18 protein-coding genes, 2 tRNA genes and 1 pseudogene are annotated in these 19,380 nt (G+C 62.1%); 8 read left to right on the top strand and 13 right to left on the bottom strand.

Annotation, left to right across the window (positions count from 1 at the left end):
• The first annotated feature begins 219 nt into the window (after positions 1–219).
• Together lon and AC0V7N_RS26240 are read left to right on the top strand one after the other, a co-directional pair.
• A complete protein-coding gene (gene lon / locus AC0V7N_RS26245) occupies positions 220–2,631 on the top strand; it encodes an endopeptidase La (RefSeq protein ID WP_475451152.1) in 2,412 nt (803 codons plus the stop codon).
• Between the two features lie 196 nt (positions 2,632–2,827).
• Positions 2,828–3,100, top strand: a complete 273-nt coding sequence (locus AC0V7N_RS26240; protein WP_006201846.1) for an HU family DNA-binding protein — start codon at positions 2,828–2,830, stop codon at positions 3,098–3,100.
• An 87-nt stretch (positions 3,101–3,187) separates the two neighbouring features.
• Here the strand turns inward: AC0V7N_RS26240 and AC0V7N_RS26235 are convergent, their stop codons facing one another.
• Positions 3,188–4,210, bottom strand: a complete 1,023-nt coding sequence (locus AC0V7N_RS26235) for an aldo/keto reductase (protein WP_475451151.1) — start codon at positions 4,208–4,210, stop codon at positions 3,188–3,190.
• A 150-nt stretch (positions 4,211–4,360) separates the two neighbouring features.
• Between AC0V7N_RS26235 and AC0V7N_RS26230 the strand changes: the two genes are divergently transcribed.
• Both AC0V7N_RS26230 and AC0V7N_RS26225 read left to right on the top strand, forming a co-directional pair.
• Positions 4,361–4,927, top strand: a complete 567-nt coding sequence (locus tag AC0V7N_RS26230) for an SIS domain-containing protein (RefSeq protein WP_475451150.1) — start codon at positions 4,361–4,363, stop codon at positions 4,925–4,927.
• A gap of 3 nt (positions 4,928–4,930) precedes the next feature.
• Entirely contained in the window at positions 4,931–5,674 is a 744-nt protein-coding gene (locus tag AC0V7N_RS26225) for a creatininase family protein (protein ID WP_475451149.1), read from the top strand.
• Here AC0V7N_RS26225 and AC0V7N_RS26220 read toward each other — a convergent pair.
• The 4 genes from AC0V7N_RS26220 to AC0V7N_RS26205 form a co-directional block, all read right to left on the bottom strand.
• Positions 5,671–5,985 (bottom strand): hypothetical protein, encoded by a 315-nt coding sequence (locus AC0V7N_RS26220; RefSeq protein WP_475451148.1) that lies wholly within the window; start codon positions 5,983–5,985, stop codon positions 5,671–5,673. The two genes, AC0V7N_RS26225 and AC0V7N_RS26220, sit on opposite strands and share 4 nt — an antisense overlap.
• Positions 5,982–6,899: a carbohydrate ABC transporter permease gene (locus tag AC0V7N_RS26215; protein WP_475451147.1), complete on the bottom strand. Its 918-nt coding sequence runs from the start codon at positions 6,897–6,899 to the stop codon at positions 5,982–5,984. The genes AC0V7N_RS26220 and AC0V7N_RS26215 overlap by 4 nt, the downstream gene beginning before the upstream one ends.
• 11 nt (positions 6,900–6,910) lie before the next feature.
• Positions 6,911–8,032 (bottom strand): carbohydrate ABC transporter permease, encoded by a 1,122-nt coding sequence (locus AC0V7N_RS26210; RefSeq protein WP_475451146.1) that lies wholly within the window; start codon positions 8,030–8,032, stop codon positions 6,911–6,913.
• 89 nt (positions 8,033–8,121) lie between these two features.
• Complete coding sequence (locus tag AC0V7N_RS26205; protein ID WP_475451145.1) at positions 8,122–9,786, bottom strand: ABC transporter substrate-binding protein; 1,665 nt, start codon at positions 9,784–9,786, stop codon at positions 8,122–8,124.
• 280 nt (positions 9,787–10,066) lie between these two features.
• On the opposite strand from AC0V7N_RS26205, the gene AC0V7N_RS26200 reads away from it, so the two are divergent.
• From AC0V7N_RS26200 to rbsK, 3 genes are read left to right on the top strand one after another with little or no spacing between them, the layout of a single operon-like run.
• Positions 10,067–11,125 (top strand): sn-glycerol-3-phosphate ABC transporter ATP-binding protein UgpC, encoded by a 1,059-nt coding sequence (locus AC0V7N_RS26200; RefSeq protein ID WP_496627366.1) that lies wholly within the window; start codon positions 10,067–10,069, stop codon positions 11,123–11,125.
• A gap of 42 nt (positions 11,126–11,167) precedes the next feature.
• A complete protein-coding gene (locus AC0V7N_RS26195; protein WP_475451144.1) occupies positions 11,168–11,620 on the top strand; it encodes an RbsD/FucU family protein in 453 nt (150 codons plus the stop codon).
• 4 nt (positions 11,621–11,624) lie between these two features.
• Positions 11,625–12,554 carry a ribokinase gene (gene rbsK / locus AC0V7N_RS26190; RefSeq protein ID WP_475451143.1) on the top strand — a complete coding sequence of 310 codons (930 nt, stop codon included), beginning with the start codon at positions 11,625–11,627 and terminating at the stop codon, positions 12,552–12,554.
• A 170-nt stretch (positions 12,555–12,724) separates the two neighbouring features.
• Here the strand turns inward: rbsK and AC0V7N_RS26185 are convergent, their stop codons facing one another.
• Together AC0V7N_RS26185 and AC0V7N_RS26180 are read right to left on the bottom strand one after the other, a co-directional pair.
• A complete protein-coding gene (locus AC0V7N_RS26185; protein ID WP_475451142.1) occupies positions 12,725–13,270 on the bottom strand; it encodes a hypothetical protein in 546 nt (181 codons plus the stop codon).
• Positions 13,271–13,596: 326 nt separating this feature from the next.
• Positions 13,597–13,673, bottom strand: a tRNA-Asp gene (locus AC0V7N_RS26180).
• Positions 13,674–13,890: 217 nt separating this feature from the next.
• On the opposite strand from AC0V7N_RS26180, the gene AC0V7N_RS26175 reads away from it, so the two are divergent.
• Positions 13,891–13,966, top strand: a tRNA-Val gene (locus tag AC0V7N_RS26175).
• A 30-nt stretch (positions 13,967–13,996) separates the two neighbouring features.
• Here AC0V7N_RS26175 and AC0V7N_RS26170 read toward each other — a convergent pair.
• The 6 genes and pseudogenes from AC0V7N_RS26170 to AC0V7N_RS26145 all read right to left on the bottom strand — a co-directional run bounded on the left by AC0V7N_RS26170 (position 13,997) and on the right by AC0V7N_RS26145 (position 19,292).
• The gene (locus AC0V7N_RS26170) at positions 13,997–14,218 is read right to left on the bottom strand and encodes a hypothetical protein (protein ID WP_475451141.1); all 222 of its coding nucleotides are present in this window, start codon (positions 14,216–14,218) and stop codon (positions 13,997–13,999) included.
• 165 nt (positions 14,219–14,383) lie between these two features.
• Positions 14,384–15,154, bottom strand: coding sequence for an SDR family NAD(P)-dependent oxidoreductase (locus AC0V7N_RS26165; protein ID WP_475451140.1), 771 nt, complete (start codon positions 15,152–15,154; stop codon positions 14,384–14,386).
• Positions 15,155–15,167: 13 nt separating this feature from the next.
• A complete protein-coding gene (locus AC0V7N_RS26160; protein ID WP_475451139.1) occupies positions 15,168–16,163 on the bottom strand; it encodes an ABC transporter permease in 996 nt (331 codons plus the stop codon).
• Between the two features lie 120 nt (positions 16,164–16,283).
• Positions 16,284–17,325: pseudogene (locus tag AC0V7N_RS26155) on the bottom strand (sugar ABC transporter substrate-binding protein).
• 39 nt (positions 17,326–17,364) lie between these two features.
• The gene (locus AC0V7N_RS26150; RefSeq protein WP_475451138.1) at positions 17,365–18,129 is read right to left on the bottom strand and encodes an ATP-binding cassette domain-containing protein; all 765 of its coding nucleotides are present in this window, start codon (positions 18,127–18,129) and stop codon (positions 17,365–17,367) included.
• A complete protein-coding gene (locus AC0V7N_RS26145) occupies positions 18,126–19,292 on the bottom strand; it encodes an ROK family transcriptional regulator (RefSeq protein WP_475451137.1) in 1,167 nt (388 codons plus the stop codon). Before AC0V7N_RS26145 ends, AC0V7N_RS26150 begins: the two co-directional genes overlap by 4 nt.
• Positions 19,293–19,380 lie beyond the last annotated feature (88 nt).

Here is a 19,380-nt window from a genome sequence, read left to right as displayed (position 1 = left end):
CTGTGAAGGGCACGCGACCTCAGCGATGGAGTGGATTTGCCGGCGATGTTAACTCTTGATCTTTGCCCTGCGTGCATCCACCTAACACTGGAAGGCCGAGGTGCCGAATTCTGTGCTGTAAAACTCCCGTCACAAACGGTGGTAGGCGGAACGATCCCCGGTCGTTAATATGAGATTCGCGGTTGGCCTGATGGTGGCCGCGACATGAAAGGTTGGACAATGGCCAAAATATCCAAGGCTCCCAGCGACGGCGTCTTCGCAGTCCTCCCACTGCGCGACATCGTGGTGTTTCCGCACATGATCGTTCCGCTCTTTGTCGGGCGCGAAAAGTCGATCAAGGCGCTGGAAGAGGTGATGGGTCAGGAGAAGCAGATTCTGCTTGCCACCCAGATGAATGCCGCCGATGACGATCCCGAGCCCGATGCCATCTTCGACATCGGCACGCTCGCCAATGTGCTGCAATTGCTGAAGCTGCCCGACGGCACCGTCAAGGTTCTGGTCGAGGGCGCTTCGCGTGCGAAAATCGTCTCCTTCACCGACCGTCCCGACTTCCACGAAGCCCGCGCCACGGCGCTGGTCGAGCCGGAAGAGGAAGAGGTCGAGGTCGAGGCGCTCGCCCGTTCGGTCGTCACCGACTTCGAGAACTACGTCAAGTTGAACAAGAAGATCTCGCCTGAAGTGGTGGGCGCTGCCAGCCAGATCGACGACTATTCCAAGCTCGCCGATACGGTTGCCTCGCATCTCGCCATCAAGATCCCTGAAAAACAGGAAATGCTGGCCACGCTCTCGGTCAAGGAGCGGCTGGAAAAGGCGATGGGCTTCATGGAAGCCGAAATCTCCGTCCTGCAGGTGGAGAAGCGCATCCGCTCGCGCGTCAAGCGCCAGATGGAGAAGACGCAACGCGAGTACTACCTCAACGAGCAGATGAAGGCGATCCAGAAGGAGCTCGGCGAAGGCGAGGACGGCCGCGACGAGGCCGCCGAGATCGAGGCGCGCATCAAGAAGACCAAGCTCTCCAAGGAGGCCCGCGAAAAGGCGGAAGCCGAGTTGAAGAAGCTGCGGACGATGTCGCCGATGTCGGCGGAATCGACGGTCGTGCGCAACTATCTCGATTGGCTGCTGTCGATCCCGTGGGGCAAGAACTCTAAGGTCAAGCAGGACCTGGCTTTCGCGCAGAACGTGCTCGATACCGATCACTTCGGTCTCGACAAGGTCAAGGAGCGCATCGTCGAGTATCTCGCCGTCCAAAGCCGCCAGAAGAAGCTGAAGGGGCCGATCCTGTGCCTCGTCGGACCTCCCGGCGTCGGCAAGACCTCGCTCGGCAAGTCGATCGCCAAGGCGACTGGACGTGAGTTCATCCGCATGGCGCTGGGCGGCGTGCGCGACGAGGCCGAGATCCGTGGCCACCGCCGCACTTATATCGGCTCAATGCCCGGCAAAGTCATCCAGTCGATGAAGAAGGCGAAGAAGTCCAATCCGCTCTTCCTGCTCGACGAGATCGACAAGATGGGCCAGGACTTCCGTGGCGATCCGTCATCGGCACTGCTCGAGGTGCTTGATCCCGAGCAGAACTCGACGTTCATGGATCACTACCTCGAGGTCGAATACGACCTGTCGAGCGTGATGTTCGTGACGACGGCGAATACGCTGAACATCCCGGCGCCCTTGATGGACCGCATGGAGATCATCCGTATCGCCGGTTACACCGAGGACGAGAAGATCGAGATCGCCAAGCGGCACCTGATGCCGAAGGTGATCCGCGATCACGCGCTGCAGCCGAAGGAGTTCTCCGTCAGCGAGGACGCGATCCGCGCCATCGTTCAGACCTACACCCGTGAAGCGGGCGTCCGGAGCCTGGAGCGCGAGTTGATGAAGCTCGGGCGCAAGGCGGTGACCGAGATCCTGAAGACGAAGAAGAAGACGGTGAGCATCACGGCGGCGAACCTTGCTGATTACCTCGGTGTTCAGCGCTTCCGCTTCGGCCAGGTCGAGGCTGACGATCAGGTCGGTGTCGTTACCGGACTTGCCTGGACGGAAGTCGGCGGCGAGCTGCTGACGGTCGAAGGCGTCATGATGCCCGGCAAGGGCCGCATGACGGTGACCGGCAATCTGCGCGACGTGATGAAGGAATCGATTTCGGCGGCGGCCTCCTATGTCCGCTCGCGCGCCATCGATTTCGGCATCGAACCGCCGCTGTTCGACAAGCGCGACATCCACGTCCACTTGCCGGAAGGCGCCACGCCGAAGGACGGCCCGTCCGCGGGTGCTGCCATGGCGACAGCCATTGTGTCGGTGCTGACGGGTATTCCGGTCCGCGCCGATGTGGCGATGACTGGCGAGATAACGCTTCGCGGCCGCATCTTGCCGATTGGCGGCCTCAAGGAAAAGCTGCTTGCCGCACTGCGCGGCGGCATCAAGAAGGTGCTGATCCCGGAAGACAACGCCAAGGATCTGGCGGAGATTCCGGACAATGTGAAGAACGGCATGGAGATCATTCCGGTCGCACGCGTCGGCGAGGTGTTGCGGCACGCGCTGGTGCGTATGCCGGAGCCGATCGAATGGGTCGAACCGGTCAATCCGCCGGCCACGACCGACAGCGTTGACGACGCTGGAAAGTCGCTTGCGCATTAATATTTGCTAAAGTTGCAGTGCACAAACGGAAAGCCGGGCCTCGCGCCCGGCTTTTTCATGTGAAAAACCCCGGATTTCCGGGCTTTTTCCGCTTTTTTCCTGCCTTTTCGACTTGGTTGCGGGAACGCTTCTTTCTAAAGTCCGTTTCCTGCCGGATGAGTCGTTAGTTCCGGTGTTCTCATGGAAGGGAATTTTTATGAACAAGAACGAACTGGTGTCCGCTGTCGCCGACGCCGCGAGCATTTCGAAGGGTGACGCGCAGTCGGCGGTCGATGCGGTATTTTCCGTGATCACCGGCGAACTGAAGAAGGGCGGCGATGTCCGGCTTGTCGGCTTTGGCAATTTCACCGTGTCAAAGCGTGCGGCCTCGACCGGCCGCAACCCGCAGACCGGCGCCGAAGTCAAGATCCCGGCACGCACCGTGCCGAAGTTTTCGGCCGGCAAAGGCCTCAAGGACGCAGTCAACTAAAACGCGTTTTTCTTTTCAGAGACAGAAAAGCCGGGCTCGCCCGGCTTTTCATTTTTTGGCCCGATGCCGACGCGAATGGTGGCCGAGTTATGCGGTCGGCGCATCCGCGCGCATCAAGCCTTCCTTCTTGAGGTCGGCCCAAAGGGCCGCTGGCAGTTTCGCGTCAAGCAGCGACCGGTTGCTTTCGACCTCGCTTGGCCGCTGGCCACCGGGGATCACCGAGACCACCGAAGGATGCAGCAGCGGGAATTGCAGCGCCGCCTCGATCAGCCTGATGCCATGGCGCTTGCAGACAGCCTCGATGCCGGCGACCCGCTCGAGAATGTCCTTCGGCGCTTCGGAATAGTCGTAGTAGGCACCGGGCTTCGGTCCTGTCGCCAGGATGCCGGAATTGTAGGGGCCGCCCAGCACGACGCCGATGCCGCGCTTCTGGCAAAGCGGCAGGAAGGATGTCAGCGCCTCCTGTTCCAGCAGCGTGTAGCGCCCGGCAAGCAGGAACAGGTCGAAATCGCCGCGCTCGGCCAGCGTCTGGGCAACCTGCCATTCGTTGATGCCGCCGCCGAACGCCTTGATGGCGCCCTGGTCGCGCAGCGACAGCAGCCCGTAATAGCCCGAGCGCATGAATTCTTCGATGCGCTGGTCGGACGCCGCCTTGCTGCCATGGGTGAAGATGTCGACATCGTGCACGAACAGGATGTCGATCCGATCGACGCCAAGCCGCTCGAGCGAGGCCTCGAACGAGCGCATCACGCCGTCATAGCTGTAATCGTAGACTTCCCTACGCGACGGCGTGTCGAAGAACTTGCCGATGCCCGTGCGCTGTTCCGGCGGGCAGGCGCGCATCAGGCGGCCGACCTTGCTCGACAGCACATAGTCGTCGCGCTTCTTGCCGCGCAGGAACGGGTTGAGCCGTGTTTCCGACAGGCCGAGCCCATAGAGCGGCGCGGTGTCGTAGTAGCGGCAGCCGGTCGCCCAGGCGGCATCGAGCGTCGCATTGGCATCCTCGTCGGAGACGGCGCGGTAGAGATTGCCGAGCGGCGCCGTACCGAAGCCGAGCTCGGTAAAGGTGATGCCGCCATTGCCGATGCGGTCGAAATGCCGTGTCTTCATGTCCTGGTGTGTCCTGGCTTGATTTGTCTGACATGACACTATCATGCCTGTGGTCAGGCAAAAGCGCTGCGCAGTGTTGGACACGCATTTTCGCGGTTGCTAGCATGAACGAAATCAAGCTGTTCATGGACATTCGAGGGCAGGTTTGCGGTGAGCGACAAGAACGAAAACCTGTTTGGAACCGCGCTCAACGAACTCGGCGCCGTGCTGGCGCGGGTGGATGAGGGCCAGATCGACGCCGCCTGCAAGCTGTTGGCCGAAGCCAAACAGATCGTCGTCTATGGCTGCGGCCGCGAGGCCTTGCAGGTCAAGGGTTTCGCCATGCGGCTCTATCACCTCGGCCTGCCGGTCTCGGTGGTCGGCGACATGACCACGCCGCCGCTGGGCCGAGGCGACGTCTTCCTCGCCAGTTCCGGACCGGGAGAGACCTCGACGGTGCTCACCTTGATGCGCATCGCGCGCGATGCCGGCGCGACCAATCTGCTTCTGACCGCCCAGGCCGGCGGCAGTGCGGCGGGGCTGGCCGATTTCACGCTGCTTATCCCGGCCCAGACCATGGCCGATGACCAGGGGGCGCAAAAGACTTCGGTGCTGCCGATGGGCTCTGTGTTCGAAGGCGCACTGTTCCTGCTGTTCGAGGTGATGGTGCTGAAGCTCAAATCGCTGACCGGCGCGTCGCCCGAAGCCATGCGCGCCCGCCACACCAACATGGAATAGACCATGCGCTATGAGCTGATGCTGCCGCACCAGATCCGCAAGGCGATCGCCGAGAATTGGCCGGTCGCCCTGCCGCTCGGCGTGCTCGAATACCATGGCGAGCACATGGCCGTCGGCATGGACACGCTGGCCGTCATCAAGACGCTGGAACTGTTCGAGAAGGAGAGAGATATCGTCATCCTGCCGCCCTTCTACTACGGCGCGGCGAGCTACGCGGTGGCGCCGCCGGAAGGCACTGGCTCGGTACAGGTCGGCGGCAATCAGCTGGCGCCGTTCGGCGAGGAGCTGTTCTACAGCCTGCTGCGCATCGGCTTCCGCAACATCCACGCCATCATCCATCACCAGACCGAAAACTTCGCCGCCGGCATGCCGACCGATCTCGCCTTCAAGACCGCCGGCCGCCAGGCGATCTTCCGCTTCCTCGAGAAGCAGCGCGGCGAGGGCTGGTGGGGGTCGGAGACGATGGCCGACTATTATGCCGGACATGCCGCTGGCGAAAATTTCTTCAACTGGGTGCAGGTGCATCCACTGATGCCGGCGACGATGAACGGCAAGTACCCGTTCGACCATGCCGGCATCGGCGAGACATCGCTGATGCTGGCGCTATGTCCGGAGGCTGTCGATACGGCCCACTTCGCCGACAATACCAGCTGGTATACGGCTGATGCCAAGGACGCATCGGCGGAACTTGGGCAGCAGGGCGTCGCCATGATCATGGATCACCTGCGCGCGATCCTGAAGGCCTAACCCCGGCTTTTCAACCGCTCCGCCCGGTAGTCGGCGATCGACTTGTCCGGATCGCTCTTGGTGGCCACGGCCCAGATGAACGTGCCGGCGCCGGTTATCGCCAGGATGACGTAGAGGGCTATGCCAAGCGCCAGGTGATTGGCGTAAAAGCCCACCAGGGCCATGAGCAGGCCGCCGCAGACCATCGCCAGCACAAAGCCGGCGATGACGGCCCGACCCTGCCAGGCGATAGGCATGACGCCCTTGCCATAGCGGTCGTAGCCCTTGTAGCCGACACGGATGTTGCGTGCGAACCAGTATTGGGTCGTCACTTCACGGCTCCCGCCGTCATGCCCATGATCAGATAGCGTTCCAAGGCAATGCCGATGACCGCCAGCGGTGCAATCGCGGCGGTGGCAAGCGCTGCCATCGACCACCAGTTGATGCCTTGCGAGCCGGTCTGGCTCGCCACCATGACGGGAATGGTCTTGGCATCGGTCGAGGTCAAAAGGGCGGCGAAAAAGTACTCGTTCCAGCACAGCACCATCGCCAGGATGAAGGCGGCGACCATGCCCGGCAGCGCGATCGGCATGACGATGCGGAAAAAGGCGCCCCAGATCGACAGGCCATCGACGAGGGCCGCTTCCTCGAGCTCGACGGGGATGGAATTGAACTGGTCGCGCATGATCCAGATGACGATCGGCAGCACCATCAGCGTGTAGAGCAGGATCAGCCCGATGCGCGTGTCGAGCAGGCCGACTTCCCGGTAAAGCACCAGGAAGGGCAGTGCCAGCACCACCGGCGGCAGGATCAGCTGCGACAGGAAGAAGAACGAGATGTCTTCGTTCTTGAACCAGGCGAACTTGTAGCGGTAGCGCGTGAGGCCGTAGGCGGCGAGGCTGCCGATGACGATGGCAAGGCTCGACGCGCCGACCGAGGTGATGACCGAATTCATGAAGCGCTTGAAGAATTCGTCACGCACCGTGGAGGTCTGGAAGATCGAATCCGGCGACAGGCCAAGCGAACGCCAGCCCTTCCAGTCCGGCTGGAAGTCGACGAACGGAATAAGGTGGCCCTGCGTGACGTCGACCGCCGACTTGAACGAGGTGGTTATCGTCCAGTAGATCGGGAACAGGCAGATGAAGGCCCAGAACACCAGCGCGCCATAGATGAAGACGCGGCTGGTGATGAAGCTCGCCGGCGAGCGGATTTCGGAAACGGTGTATTCGGTGGTTTGAACGCTCATGATCCCACCGCTCAGTTGACGTTGCGCACGAAGCGGTTGGCGAATTTCAGCAGCCAGGTCACGAACACCACGATGATCACGAGATAGGCCATCGCCAGCATGGTGCCGTAGCCGACATTCGAGCGGTCGCGGTATTCTCGGTAGATGAAACTGGAGACGGAATCCGTGGCGCCACCGGGTCCGCCCGAGGTCACCGTGATGATGATGTCGGCAAGCTTCAACTTGAAGATGATGCGCAGGATCACCGCCGTCACCGACACCGGCAGCATCAACGGGAAGGTGACCTGCCAGAAGGTCTGCCAGGCATTGGCGCCGTCGACCCGCGCGGCCTCCAGCACCTCGCGCGACATCGCCTGCAGGCCGGCCAGCAGCATGATCATCATGAATGGAATGAAGGTCCAGGCATCCAGTATCATGATCGAGATGCGGGCTGTGATCGGATCCGAGAAGAAAGCCGGATTCTCCCAGCCGAGATGGCGCGCCAGCGTCGCCGCCGGCCCGAACCGGTACTCCATCAGCGATTTGCCGATCATCCATGACACCGCGACCGGCGACAGCATCAGCGGCATCAGGAAGACGACGCGGAAGAATTTTCGGGCCCGGATCTGCGCGTTGAGCAACAGGGCCAGGCCAAAGGCGATGACATATTCGACCAGGACCGCCAGCACATAGAGCACCATGTTGAACAGCGCATTGCGGTAGTAGGGATCGCCCAGCATCTGCCAGAAATTGTCCAGCCCGTTGAATTTGCGGCCCGAAAACGAACTCAGGTTCCAGTCGGTGAGCGCGATGTAGAAGCCGAACAGCGTTGGAAAGATCACCATGGCGATGGTGAACAGCAGCGCCGGCAGCAGGAACAGCGCACGCTGGCCATCCTCGCCGCGTGTCAGCACCTGGCCGATGCCGAGCGCCACGCCCCACAGCACATAGGCGTAGACGACTGGACGCCAGGTCTCGAAGCCGATCGTGTCGGTATCGGTCTTGTACAGGATCTCTAGCAGGATCGTCGCCAGCAGGCCGAGCGTCGCCGCAGCCATCAGCGCCCAGCCAAGCCGTTTGCGGCCTGGAGAAATCAGATCATAGGGGGCGGCATCTGCCGGCCACTGGTTTGCGGTCGAAGTCTGGTCAGCCACAAATCTCGCCCGTTTGGAAGGCCCCTCTTGGAGCCGGAGAAGGCTGTGGTCCGGCGTTGCCGCCGGACCACGGTTCATAGCGCAGGAGCCTACACGCCGAGCGAGGCCTTGTAGAGCTTGACTTGCTTTTCGCGACCGATCTGGTCGGTCAGCTTTTCCCAGGCCGCGGCAATGGCGTCAGCGCCTTCCTGAGCCTTCATCTTGCCGGCGAAGGTGTTAGCCAGGATATCCTCGGCAGCACTGTAGTACTGGAAGATGCCGGGGATGCGCGGCTCGATCGCGCCGTTCGGATGGTTGTAAGAGTTGAACTGGGAATCGAGGTAACTCGTGATGAATGCCTTGTCGTAGCCGGCGGCCACCCATTCGTCGATGTCATGCTGGCTGTTGCGGTAGCACTGGAAGCCGGACGGATACATGGCCGTCCAGATCGCCAGATCCTTGCCACCGAGATGGGCGGCGGCGGACCATGCCGCCTTTTTCTTCTTCTCGTCTTTGTCGACGCGGGCCATGACATAAACGCCCCAGCCGAGATAGGCGAGGTTCGGCGCGTAGTTCGGTCCGCCCGGCAGCTTGTCCCATTTGGCGGTCTTGGAATTGTAGACGTCATCCGAGCCCGGCAGGATGTCGAAGCCGCAAAGGTCGCCAATCACGGACGAGTCATTGGTCTTGACGTTGGAGCCGATGTCGCCCCACCAGGGGATCATTGAACCGGTTCCGGCCAGGAACTGCTGGAAGCCGGTGGTGTTCGGGTCGGCGTTGATCTGGTCCGCGGGTTCGGACGGCAAGGCGTCGATGACGTCCTGGATGGCGCGTACCCAGGCCGGGTTGTTGACACGTGGCTTCATCGTGTCGGCGTCGAACAGCCACGCCTTGTCATCGGGATGCTTGGCGTAAGCGCTGGCGCGGCTGCCAAGGAAGTAGAAGCCGAAACCGCCCCAGGGCTTGGGCGCATCGAGATAGCCATAGACATCCTGGCCCTTGAATTTCTTGCCCTTGAGGAACTTGGTGACGGCCTGCACCTGCTGCCAGGTCTTCGGTACGCCCCATTCGCCGGCGCCGCCGCCGTCCTTCCACTGCTTGGCGAGATCCGCGTCGGCGAACACGTCGGTGCGGTAATTGAAATTGTGCGTGTCGCCGTCGATGGTGACGCGATATTGCTTGCCATCCCAGGTGCCAACCGGAGGCTTCAGATAATTGACCAGGTCGTCCATATCGATCTGTTTCTTGACCCAGTCGGGCATTTCCGAAGTGAGCCCCTTGCCGCAGACATCGCCTTCGAAAGGCGCGCCCATCTCGGCAATGTCGAAGTCGACGGTTCCGGTGGCGATCGACTGCTGCAGGCGGGCATTGTAATCCGCCTGCGCCAGGTCGATCCAGTTGATCTTGGCGCCGGTGTAGGTCTCCCACGGCTTCAGGAAGCCACGAAACAGCACATTGTGCAGGTTCTGGTTGTTGAGGCCCATGAACGAGAGCTCGACACCGGCGAACTCGCCTTGCTTGACATTTGCCTTGGTCGCATCAAGGCAGAGTTCGCCAACCTTCTGGAAATCTGAGTCGGTCGGCTGGCCTTTGCCAACGCCGGGAATCTGCAGGATTTTCGCACGAAGTTCACTTGCCGCGGAAGCAGGACGCGTCAAGGCGCCGAGCCCGGCGCCCGATGCCGCTGCGATCGCGGCCATGCTGGCCGCGCCCTTCAGTATGTCGCGCCTGGTAGCGCCGGCACGGACCAGTTTTTCGTAAAGATCTACTCTCATCGACTATTCCTCCCAGAACATCAGTGTGAATGGATGTGACCAACCTGTCGGACGCTGGAGCGCCAGCGGTTCTTCCGGCTCGTTGACGAAATTACGCAGGACCCCACCTGCTCGATCTAAGTTTCGATTGCGGATTGGCTCCGACATTTGGACCAGCGCCCGCCACTATTCTCACAACCAAACGCCGTGTCAACGAGAACAGGTTTTTATCTATAGAGTTCCGACTTGCCCTGACAGGTCGCGTTGGTTAGCTTCTGCGCCTACGGCCGATGGAGGAGATATGGCTCAAGTCGCAATCAGCAAGGTGGCCAAGGCGTTTGGAACCGTCAAGGTTCTGCATGAGGTCAGCGTCGACATCGCCGACGGACAGTTCGTGGTGCTGGTTGGCCCCTCGGGTTGCGGCAAGTCCACGCTGCTCAGAATGGTGGCCGGGCTGGAGACCGTTTCCGGCGGCACGATCGCCATCGGCGACCGCGTCGTCAATCATCTGCCGCCAGCCAAGCGCGACATCGCCATGGTGTTCCAGAACTACGCGCTCTACCCGCACAAGACGGTGGAGCAGAACATGGCCTTTGCCCTCAAACTGCGCAAAACCGATCCGGCCGAGGTCGCCGAGCGGGTCAAGCGCGCCGCCGACATCCTCGATCTCAATCCCTATCTGAAGCGCTATCCCCGGCAGCTTTCCGGCGGCCAGCGCCAGCGCGTGGCGATGGGGCGCGCCATCGTGCGCAATCCACAGGTGTTCCTGTTCGATGAGCCGCTCAGCAATCTCGACGCCAAGCTGCGCGTGCAGATGCGCACCGAGATCAAGGAACTGCACCAGCGGCTGAAGACCACCACCATCTACGTCACCCACGACCAGATCGAGGCCATGACCATGGCCGACAAGATCGTCGTCATGCGTGACGGCCGCATCGAGCAGGTCGGCGCGCCGCTGGAGCTGTTCGACCGGCCGGCCAATTTGTTTGTCGCCGGCTTCATCGGCTCGCCGTCGATGAACCTGCTCAAGGGCATCATGCGCAAGGGCGACAAGCCGGGCGTCGAGATCGCTGGCACGCTGTTCCCGATTGCCCCGAACAGCGCCGCGCAGGACGGGCAGGCCGTCGTCTATGGCGTGCGCCCGGAACATCTGGAGATCCATCCCGACGGTGTGCCGGCGAAGATTTCGGTGGTCGAGCCGACCGGCTCGGAAACGCTGGTGTTCCTGCGCTTCGGCGAGGGCGAGATGGTAGCGTTGTTCCGTGAACGCCACGACTTCAAGCCCGGCGACACGCTGGCTCTGAAGCCGAGGCTCGACCAGATCCATCTTTTCGACGCCGAGACCGGCCAGCGTCTCTGACCTCAACGTCTCTGATCTCAAACAGACTTCACGAGGACTATCATGCTCAAAGGCATCAATCCGCTGCTCAATGCCGACGTGCTGCAGGCATTGCGGGCGATGGGCCATGGCGATGACCTGATCATCGCCGACACCAACTTTCCGTCGGATTCGGTGGCGAAGCAGACCGTGCACGGCAAGCTGCTGCGCATCGATGCATCGGCGGCGCAAGTGGTGAAGGCGGTGCTGTCGCTTTATCCCTTGGACACATTCGTCGATGACTCCGCTGCGCGCATGGAAATCGTCGGCAAGCCGGACGAGATTCCGGCGGTGCAGAAGGAAGTGCAAAAGGAGATCGACAAAGCCGAAGGCAAGGCCTGGCCGATGATTTCCGTCGAGCGCTACGCCTTCTATGAGCGCGCCAAGCAGGCCTATTGCGTCATCCAGACCGGCGAGCGCCGCTTCTATGGCTGCTTCGCCTTCCGCAAGGGCGTCGTGCCGCCGGATGCGGAGTAGCCGCATGGCCATCGGCAAGCCTGTCGTCATTTTGGGCGTCTTTGTCGCCGACACCGCCTATCGCGCCGATCGCCAGCCGCGCATGGGCGAGACGATCCTCGGCAACTCGTTCAAGCTGGGTCCGGGCGGCAAAGGGTCGAACCAGGCCGTGGCCGCCGGCAAGCTCGGCGCTGACACCACCTTCCTGACCCGGCTTGGCATCGACGCCTTCGCCGACATGGCCAAGCGGACCTGGCAGGATGCCGGCGTGAAGAGCGCCGTCATCGACACGCCGGACAGCTATACGGGCGCGGCCTACATCTTCGTCGAGGAGGGCAGCGGCAACAACGCCATCATCGTCAGCTCCGGTGCGGCCATGCTGATCTCGCCGGCCGATATCGAGGCCAACGGGGATCTGATTCGTGGCGCCGGCGTTTTCGTCACGCAGCTTGAACAGCCGATCGACGCCGCGATGCGGGCGCTGGAGATCGCGCGCGGGGCAGGGGTGACGACGATCCTCAACCCCGCTCCCGCGGCAAAGCTTCCCGACCATATCTACACGCTCTGCGACTATCTCACGCCAAACGAGACCGAGGCCGAGGAATTGACCGGACTAAAAGTCTCTTCGGTCGATGACGCCCGCGCCGCCGCCGGCAAGCTGCTCGAAAAGGGTGTCGGCACGGTCATCGTCACGCTCGGCGACAAGGGCGCGCTGCTGCACACGAAGGGCCGCTCCGACCATGTCCCCGCCATCAGTGCCGGGCCGGTTGTCGAAACCACCGGTGCGGGGGATGCCTTCAACGGCGGCTTCGCCGCAGCACTGTCGCGAGGCGTGGAGCCGCTGCAGGCTGTGCGCTTCGCCTGCGCCGTCGCCGGCATTTCGGTGACGCGTCCCGGCACAGCGCCGTCGATGCCGACGCTGCAGGAGGTCGAGGCGCTGCTGGCGAAGGGCTGAGATAATTGAGGCTCGCGGAGCCGTCAGTCTATTCCAGCCCCAATGCATGTCGCCCAAAAGTGACCTTGGTTTGGGAGAACGGTATGCATCAAAACAAGGACCCAAAGCGCGTCGCATGAATCGGCTTCGACGCGACGCGCTTTAGATGTCCCGCAGGCGATGGCCCGGCCTTACTGCTTGATGTAGCAGCGTTTTTCTTGATCAGGCGCGGGATCGCCGAATGAATCATTGTCGCATTGGACGCCATTGCGGAACACGTCTTGTGTGAATCGGCCACGCGCCCCGTATCTGACCACCTTGCGGCCATCGAAGTCGCAGTATTCGCCTTCGTCGGCACAGGCCGCCCATCTTTCGCGGCGGGGCTCGTCGTAATTGTCATCCGACTGGTCCCGGTCGCGCATGACGATGAAACACGACTTTGGCCTGTTCGGTGCCGGGTCGCCAAAAACGCGATTTGAGCAGGGTACCGCGTTTCGCTCGATATAGCGCGAGGTTGTGCGGCCCCGGGCGCCATAGACCACTTCGGCGGGATACGGCAGACGGCAGATGCCGCCCTCGCGCGCGCACAGCTGCAGTCGGTCGGCCGACGCGGTCGCTGGGAAAAGGGCGGTGGCGACCGTCGTCACGGCACCCAGGTAAACGAGCGTGAATATCGTGCGTATAGGAATGTTTGGTGCGATTGACACTATAAGTCCTCCATACCGTTTCGGCAGCATACTGGTGCAGCTCCGCTACCTGCGAAATGAATCGAGCGCTTTGTGGGCAAATCCGCAAGCGAAATTCGCAAGATCAAACGCGGCTCAACCCAGGCGGAGTCGGTTCAGGAGCTGCTTTTCAGCCTATTGGAGTGGCGTCCCATTTGCCACACCGTCACGCATGCATGAGTGTTTTTTTGAAGCCGGCTGTGAAGACCGTCGGCCGCGTACGATGGGCGCTGGTAGCGATCACCGACCGCGCCTCGACACTTCATTTCTGAAAGTGGACCTTGACAATTCATGTCGACATTTCCCTTGTGCCAAGGGTTTGAAACCCTTGAGAGAAATGGCGCGAGTGACGGGGCTCGAACCCGCGACCTCCGGCGTGACAGGCCGGCACTCTAACCAACTGAGCTACACCCGCGCATTGACGAGCACGTGTCAGCCGTGTTCGTCGTTGGGGCGCTGGATAAGGGGTTCGCCACCGGGTGTCAAGCGCACCAAACCATCATAACAGCAAACTGGAGAAGGTTTTTTGACAGCCGGCGTTTTGTTGACAAATCCGGCCCGCGAACAGGGCGTCGCCTGTTCATTTGGCCTTGCGAAGCCGGTCCCGACCGCTTAAAGGTCCGCGCCGGAGCGGGCGATTAGCTCAGTTGGTAGAGCGCTTCGTTTACACCGAAGATGTCGGCGGTTCGAGCCCGTCATCGCCCACCATTCCAGTCACACAATCCATCCAGCGCCGCGTCAATGGCGAATGTCGAAATACGCGGTGGCCGGCGGCCCGGCCGCGTCACAAACCCGGCGCAGATCAGCATGGATGTTTTTGGTGTTCAACAGCTCGGCTGCTTCCGGATAACCCTCGGCCAGCAACGCGGCAACAATCTCGGCTGGAGAGTTGTGGACGCCACCTTCCGCCAAAGCTTGAGCCCGCTGGTAGATATGGCTTGTTCTGATGTCGTCGACCATTCCCAAATCCCTCGGTTGACTAGCACTGATAGACAACCCTTGAGGTGCGGATGCGTTCCATGCAACTTACGAGGGAATACTTGCCGGGCTGATGTGCCGAGCGGCGGCTTGTCCTTGTTGCCTCTGGTCAGGAGGCGGGCGATCCAATGCCGTCGATGTAAAGATTCACGGCGGCACCATCCGGAAATCCTTGCCTTCGGGCAGCAATTGCCCGCCGTCGACGACAATGGTCGTGCCGGTGATGTAGCTGGCATCGTCCGAGGCGAGGAACAGGAAGGCATTGGCGACGTCGCGCGGGCTGCCGAGCCGGCCGAGCGGGATCGAATCCTCCATGTTCTTGATATAGGCGGCACCGCGATGCTGCTGGATGGCTTCGGTCAGGATGTTGCCGGGCTCGACGCCGTTGACGGTTATGCCGTAACCGGAGAATTCGAGCGCCGCCGAACGGATGAAGCCGTTGATGCCTGCCTTGGTCGCCGAATAATGGCCGTGGCCGGGACTGGTGACATGCGGACCGGTGATGGAGGAGGTGAACAGCATACGTCCGTAGCGCTGCGCCTTCATCGGCACCAGTGCGGCGCGGGTGGCATTGAAGGTGCCGCGCAGATTGACGGCCATGACGCGGTCCCAGTCGTCGGTGCTGGTGTTCTCGATCAACTGCCAGGGATAGATGCCGGCATTCTGCACGATGATGTCGAGGCGGCCATGATGCTTCAGCGCCAATGCCACCGCGGCCTCGGCATCGCGCATTTGCGAGATGTCGGTGCCGATGAAAGGGGCGCCAAGCTCATCCGCGGTCGCTTGTCCGGCCCCGACCTCGGTGTCGGCGAGCACCAGCCTTGCACCTTCTTCAGCGAAGCGCAGGGCGGTGCCTTTGCCGATGCCGCTTGCGCTGCCGATGATCAGCGCGACCTTGTCGTTCAGCCGTCCGGTCATGCCTGCCATCCTGTCATGCGAGTCTTTGGCGAATGGTTTGTTTGAAGGCGTCCAGCAGCACCGCGGCCAACACCAGCAGGCCGTGGATGACCTGGGTGAAGTTGGCCGGCAGCCCCATCAGATTGATCGCCGTGTTGATGGCCGAGAGCAGCAGCACGCCGGCATAAACGCCGGGCAGCGTGCCGACCCCGCCTTTGAGGCTGACGCCGCCGATGACGACCGCGGCAAAGGCGTTGAACAGCAGGCCGACGCCGAGATTGGCGGTGGCGCCCGAGGTGCGGATCGCCAGCAGCCAGCCGGCAAGGCCGGCAATGGCGCCAGCAAGCACGAAGGCGATGATGAGGTTGCGGTTCACCCGGATGCCGGCGCGGAAGGTCGCCGTCTCGTTGCCGCCGATCATCACGAGATGACGTCCGAATGGCGTCTTGGCCATGATCAGCGAGAAGACGACGAAGCAGGCGATGGCGATCCAGGCGGTAAGCGGCAGGCCGATCAGCCGCTGGATGCCGAACCAGCGGATGGCAGGCGCGAGATCCTGCGCCGAGCGGCCGCCTGAAATAACCAGCACCAGGCCGCGCACCCAGATGTAGGAGGCCAGCGTGATGATGAAGGCGCTCATCTTGACCTTGACCACAAGATAGCCGTTGAAGGCGCCGATGAGGCCGCCGACGGTCAGTGCCAGCAGCAGCGACACCGGAACCATCAGCCATTCCGGGTGCAATTGGACGCCAAGGCCGATGCCCGACGAGCAGAACAGGATGCCGACAGCCATGGCGCTCAGCGCCGCCACCGATTCGACCGACAGGTCCATGTGGCCGGCGATGATGACCAGCGCCAAGCCGATCGACATGACGCCGAGCACGCTCGATGCCTCGATGATGTTGGCGAAGATGCCGAGCTGGAAATAGTTCGGGATGAAGATGGAGAAGACCACCAGCACGAACAGCAGCATGAACCAGACGAGGTTGTCGAGAACGAACTCCAGGGCATGGCGGGTGCGAGGGTTCATGGGCTGATCCCGGCTGGCGCATATCCGAAAATCATCTTTTGATTTTCGAAGTCATGCGCGGATTGGAATTGCGGAGGATCGGCTCCGGGCCGATGGCCCGGAGCGTTTCAGGCGACGTGCCTATTCGACCGACTTGACGGTGTCCGTCGGCGGCTTCTGGTTGCCCCAGAAGGCCGGGTTGTCGACGTTTTCCTTGGTGATGGCCGCACCCGGGATCTTGATGTTCGGCCCCCAGGCTTCCTTGGTCACGGTCGATTTCAGGCCGAGCACATCGTATTCGCCGGGCTTGATCTCTTGCTTCTTGACCACCTTGTCCATGAACATGGCGACGGCAGCGGCCTGCGCGTAGAGCGGCTGCTCGACTTCGACATTGAGCCAGCCCTTGCGGATCAGGTCGAGGCCGACCGGAGCGCCGTTCGAGCTCATCAGCATGACATCGCCCGGCTTCTTGCCGGCAGCCTCGAGCGAGGCGACGGCGGCGACCGAGAGGTGAGCGGCATGGCTGAAGATCAGGTCGATGTCGGGGTTGGCCAGCATCTGGTCGGCAACAATGGTGCCGGCGTTGCTGGCTTCCCATTGCATGGCCGGCAGCGAGATGATCTTGACGTCCGGAAACGCCTTCATCTTCTCCTCAAAGCCTTTCTGGATGTCGAGCGTGTAGGGATCGCCGGGATCGCCCAGCACTTGCAGCACCTTGCCCTTCACCGAGCCGTTCTTGGCTTTCAGCAGCTTTTCGGCCTGGTCGGCGGCGACATAGCCGATCTCGACGGTTCCGGCGACCGAGGTGAAGTCGGAAGGCGTCGAGGTGATCTGGCGGTCGAATTCGACCACCGGAATGCCGGCGGCACGCGCCGCTTCGATCGACGGTTTCAGCGCGTTGAAATCGACCGCGGCCAGGATGATCGCCGCCGGCTTCAGCGCGATGACGTCATTCATCTGCGATTGCTGGGCGTCGGTCTTGTTGTCGGCGTTCAGCGTCTTCATCTCATAGCCGGTCTGCTTCAGGAACAGCTCCAGCGCGCTCACCGAGCCGGTCTGGAATTCGTCGAGCAGTGTCGGCACCATGTAGATAGACGACACCCTTGGACTGGGCGAATGCCGGCGTGAGCGTGGCAAAGGCCAGTGCCAGGATACCGAAGACAGCAAGAAGTATTCGCTTCATGTCGTTGGCTCCCTGTTAAGCCGGACCCCTCTTTGTCCCTCAGCCCGCCGGTCCGGCACCGGCAAGCGTCTCTCCGGTGATCATGTTGATCACCGCATCGGGACTTGTTTTGTTGCGTGCGACATCGCCGGCCACGACGCCTTGGCGGATCACCACGATCCGGTCGGCGACCTGAAAGGCCTGCTGCATGATGTGGGTGATGATGACGACGCCGATGCCCTGGCTCGCCACCTGGCGGATCATCTCGAGACCGCGCCGCGTCTGCTCGACGCCAAGGGCGGCGAATGGCTCATCCAGAAGCACCAGCTTGCCGCCCCAGTGCACGAACCTATTGAGTTCGATGGCCTGCCGCTGGCCGCCCGACAGATGCTCGACATTGGTGCGCAGCGACGGAATGCGGGTACCGGCGCTGGCCAGCGCCTTTTCGACGACGGCTTCCATGGCGCGCTCGTCAAGCACCGGAATGCCGAGCACCTTCCTGGTGATCTCGCGGCCCATGAAGAAATTCGCCACCACGTCGACATTGGTGCACAGCGACAGGTCCTGGTAGACGGTTTCGATGCCCGCCGCCTTGGCTTCGGCGGGCGATCGGGCCAGAAACTCCTTGCCTTCGAACAGCATGCGGCCAGAGGTCGGCTCGAGCCCGCCGGCGATGATCTTGACCAGCGTCGATTTGCCGGCGCCGTTGTCGCCGAGCAGCGCCACGACCTCGCCCTTGCCGATGGAGAAGCTGATGCCTTTCAGCGCTTCGATCGCGCCATAGTTCTTGGTGACGTTGTCGAGCACCAGCAGCGGTTCGCTCATGCCGCAATCTCCTTGGCTGTCAGAAGATCGCGGCCGCGTTCGCGTTCGGCGGCGAACATCTGGCCGAAGCGCGGCGACAGCACCCCGGAAACCGCAAGCGCGGCGGCGCCGCGCAGCACGGAATGCTGCCCGCCGCGCGCGACCATGATCCGCGGCGTCACCCGGTCCTTGCGCGCGGAGACGGAGTTGTGCAGGCCGCCAGTCGAAGCGGCCAGCCGTTCGAGCAGATCGGTGGACGCCAGCCCGCCGAGAATGACGGTTTCAGGATCGAACAGGTTCTCGATGACGGCGATGGCATTGTGAAAGATCGGCGCGACTTCCGCGACCCAATCGGCCTCTGTGCCGTTCCAGCGCCGGAGCGCCTCGAGCGAGAGGTACCGTTCAAGACAGCCGCTGTTGCCGCACGGACAAGCCTCGCCGCCCGGAACGACAGGGATATGCCCGACCTCGCCGGCATTGCCCCAGGCGCCACGCTGCACGCTGCCGTCATGAACCATGACGCCGCCCAGACCGACGCCGAAATAGAGATAGTAGTATTCAGAAAATTGGGCGCCGAGGCCGTAGAGCCGCTCGCCCATGGCCGCGGCCGCCATGTCGGTTTCGAAAAAGGCCGGCAGTCCCGTCGAGGCCGCCAGCCGATCGCGCAGCGCCACATCCTGCCAGCCGGTCATGGTGGTCGGGCCGACAAAACTCATGGATTCGACACCGAATGGTCCGGGCAGGGCGAGGCCGACCCCGAGAACCCGCCCGCCGGCCCGCAATCCGGTCAATTCAGACACCATCGCCCCGATCAGGTCGAAGGCGTGGTCGGGCGTCGCGTTCGGCGCTTCTCGATAAGTGCTCTCGATCACGTCGCCGCTCAGATTGATCAGGGCGGCATTGATGCCGAGCGGGGTGATGTGGATGCCGACGGCATAGCCGCCCTCGGGATTGATCCGCAGCGTCGCCGGCGGCAGCCCGCGCCCCTTGGGTTCCTCGCGCACGGAGAGGATGTAGCCTTGCTCCTCCAACTCGCGAACGATGGTCGATACGGTCTGGACGGTCAGCCCGACGCGGCTGGCGATCTCGCCGCGGGCGATCGGTCCGTGAAGGCGGATGGACTCAAGCACGATGCGCCGGTTGTACGGCCGCCCGAATTCCTGATTGGTCCCCCGCAATGCCATGCCTTGCGCCTCCAGTTGACGTTAGGTTCGCATCAAAGATTTATTCAGTCAAATGGAATTCAAAAATAAACGAAAGCCGCGTTCCAAT

This window comes from Mesorhizobium kamtschaticum (assembly GCF_056174585.1).
The sequence above is the reverse complement of the archived record's forward strand: the minus strand, read 5'-3'. Positions and strand labels throughout refer to the sequence as shown.

What these genes read in the sequence shown, in the direction of transcription:
- lon (WP_475451152.1), top strand. Translation starts at nt 220, where the DNA reads ATGGCCAAAATATCCAAGGCTCCCAGCGACGGCGTCTTCGCAGTCCTC.
- AC0V7N_RS26185 (WP_475451142.1), bottom strand. Translation starts at nt 13,270, where the DNA reads ATGCTGCCGAAACGGTATGGAGGACTTATAGTGTCAATCGCACCAAAC.
- AC0V7N_RS26200 (WP_496627366.1), top strand. Translation starts at nt 10,067, where the DNA reads ATGGCTCAAGTCGCAATCAGCAAGGTGGCCAAGGCGTTTGGAACCGTC.
- AC0V7N_RS26170 (WP_475451141.1), bottom strand. Translation starts at nt 14,218, where the DNA reads ATGGTCGACGACATCAGAACAAGCCATATCTACCAGCGGGCTCAAGCT.
- AC0V7N_RS26160 (WP_475451139.1), bottom strand. Translation starts at nt 16,163, where the DNA reads ATGAACCCTCGCACCCGCCATGCCCTGGAGTTCGTTCTCGACAACCTC.
- AC0V7N_RS26195 (WP_475451144.1), top strand. Translation starts at nt 11,168, where the DNA reads ATGCTCAAAGGCATCAATCCGCTGCTCAATGCCGACGTGCTGCAGGCA.
- AC0V7N_RS26225 (WP_475451149.1), top strand. Translation starts at nt 4,931, where the DNA reads ATGCGCTATGAGCTGATGCTGCCGCACCAGATCCGCAAGGCGATCGCC.
- AC0V7N_RS26150 (WP_475451138.1), bottom strand. Translation starts at nt 18,129, where the DNA reads ATGAGCGAACCGCTGCTGGTGCTCGACAACGTCACCAAGAACTATGGC.
- AC0V7N_RS26235 (WP_475451151.1), bottom strand. Translation starts at nt 4,210, where the DNA reads ATGAAGACACGGCATTTCGACCGCATCGGCAATGGCGGCATCACCTTT.
- AC0V7N_RS26240 (WP_006201846.1), top strand. Translation starts at nt 2,828, where the DNA reads ATGAACAAGAACGAACTGGTGTCCGCTGTCGCCGACGCCGCGAGCATT.
- AC0V7N_RS26215 (WP_475451147.1), bottom strand. Translation starts at nt 6,899, where the DNA reads ATGAGCGTTCAAACCACCGAATACACCGTTTCCGAAATCCGCTCGCCG.
- AC0V7N_RS26145 (WP_475451137.1), bottom strand. Translation starts at nt 19,292, where the DNA reads ATGGCATTGCGGGGGACCAATCAGGAATTCGGGCGGCCGTACAACCGG.
- AC0V7N_RS26205 (WP_475451145.1), bottom strand. Translation starts at nt 9,786, where the DNA reads ATGAGAGTAGATCTTTACGAAAAACTGGTCCGTGCCGGCGCTACCAGG.
- AC0V7N_RS26165 (WP_475451140.1), bottom strand. Translation starts at nt 15,154, where the DNA reads ATGACCGGACGGCTGAACGACAAGGTCGCGCTGATCATCGGCAGCGCA.
- rbsK (WP_475451143.1), top strand. Translation starts at nt 11,625, where the DNA reads ATGGCCATCGGCAAGCCTGTCGTCATTTTGGGCGTCTTTGTCGCCGAC.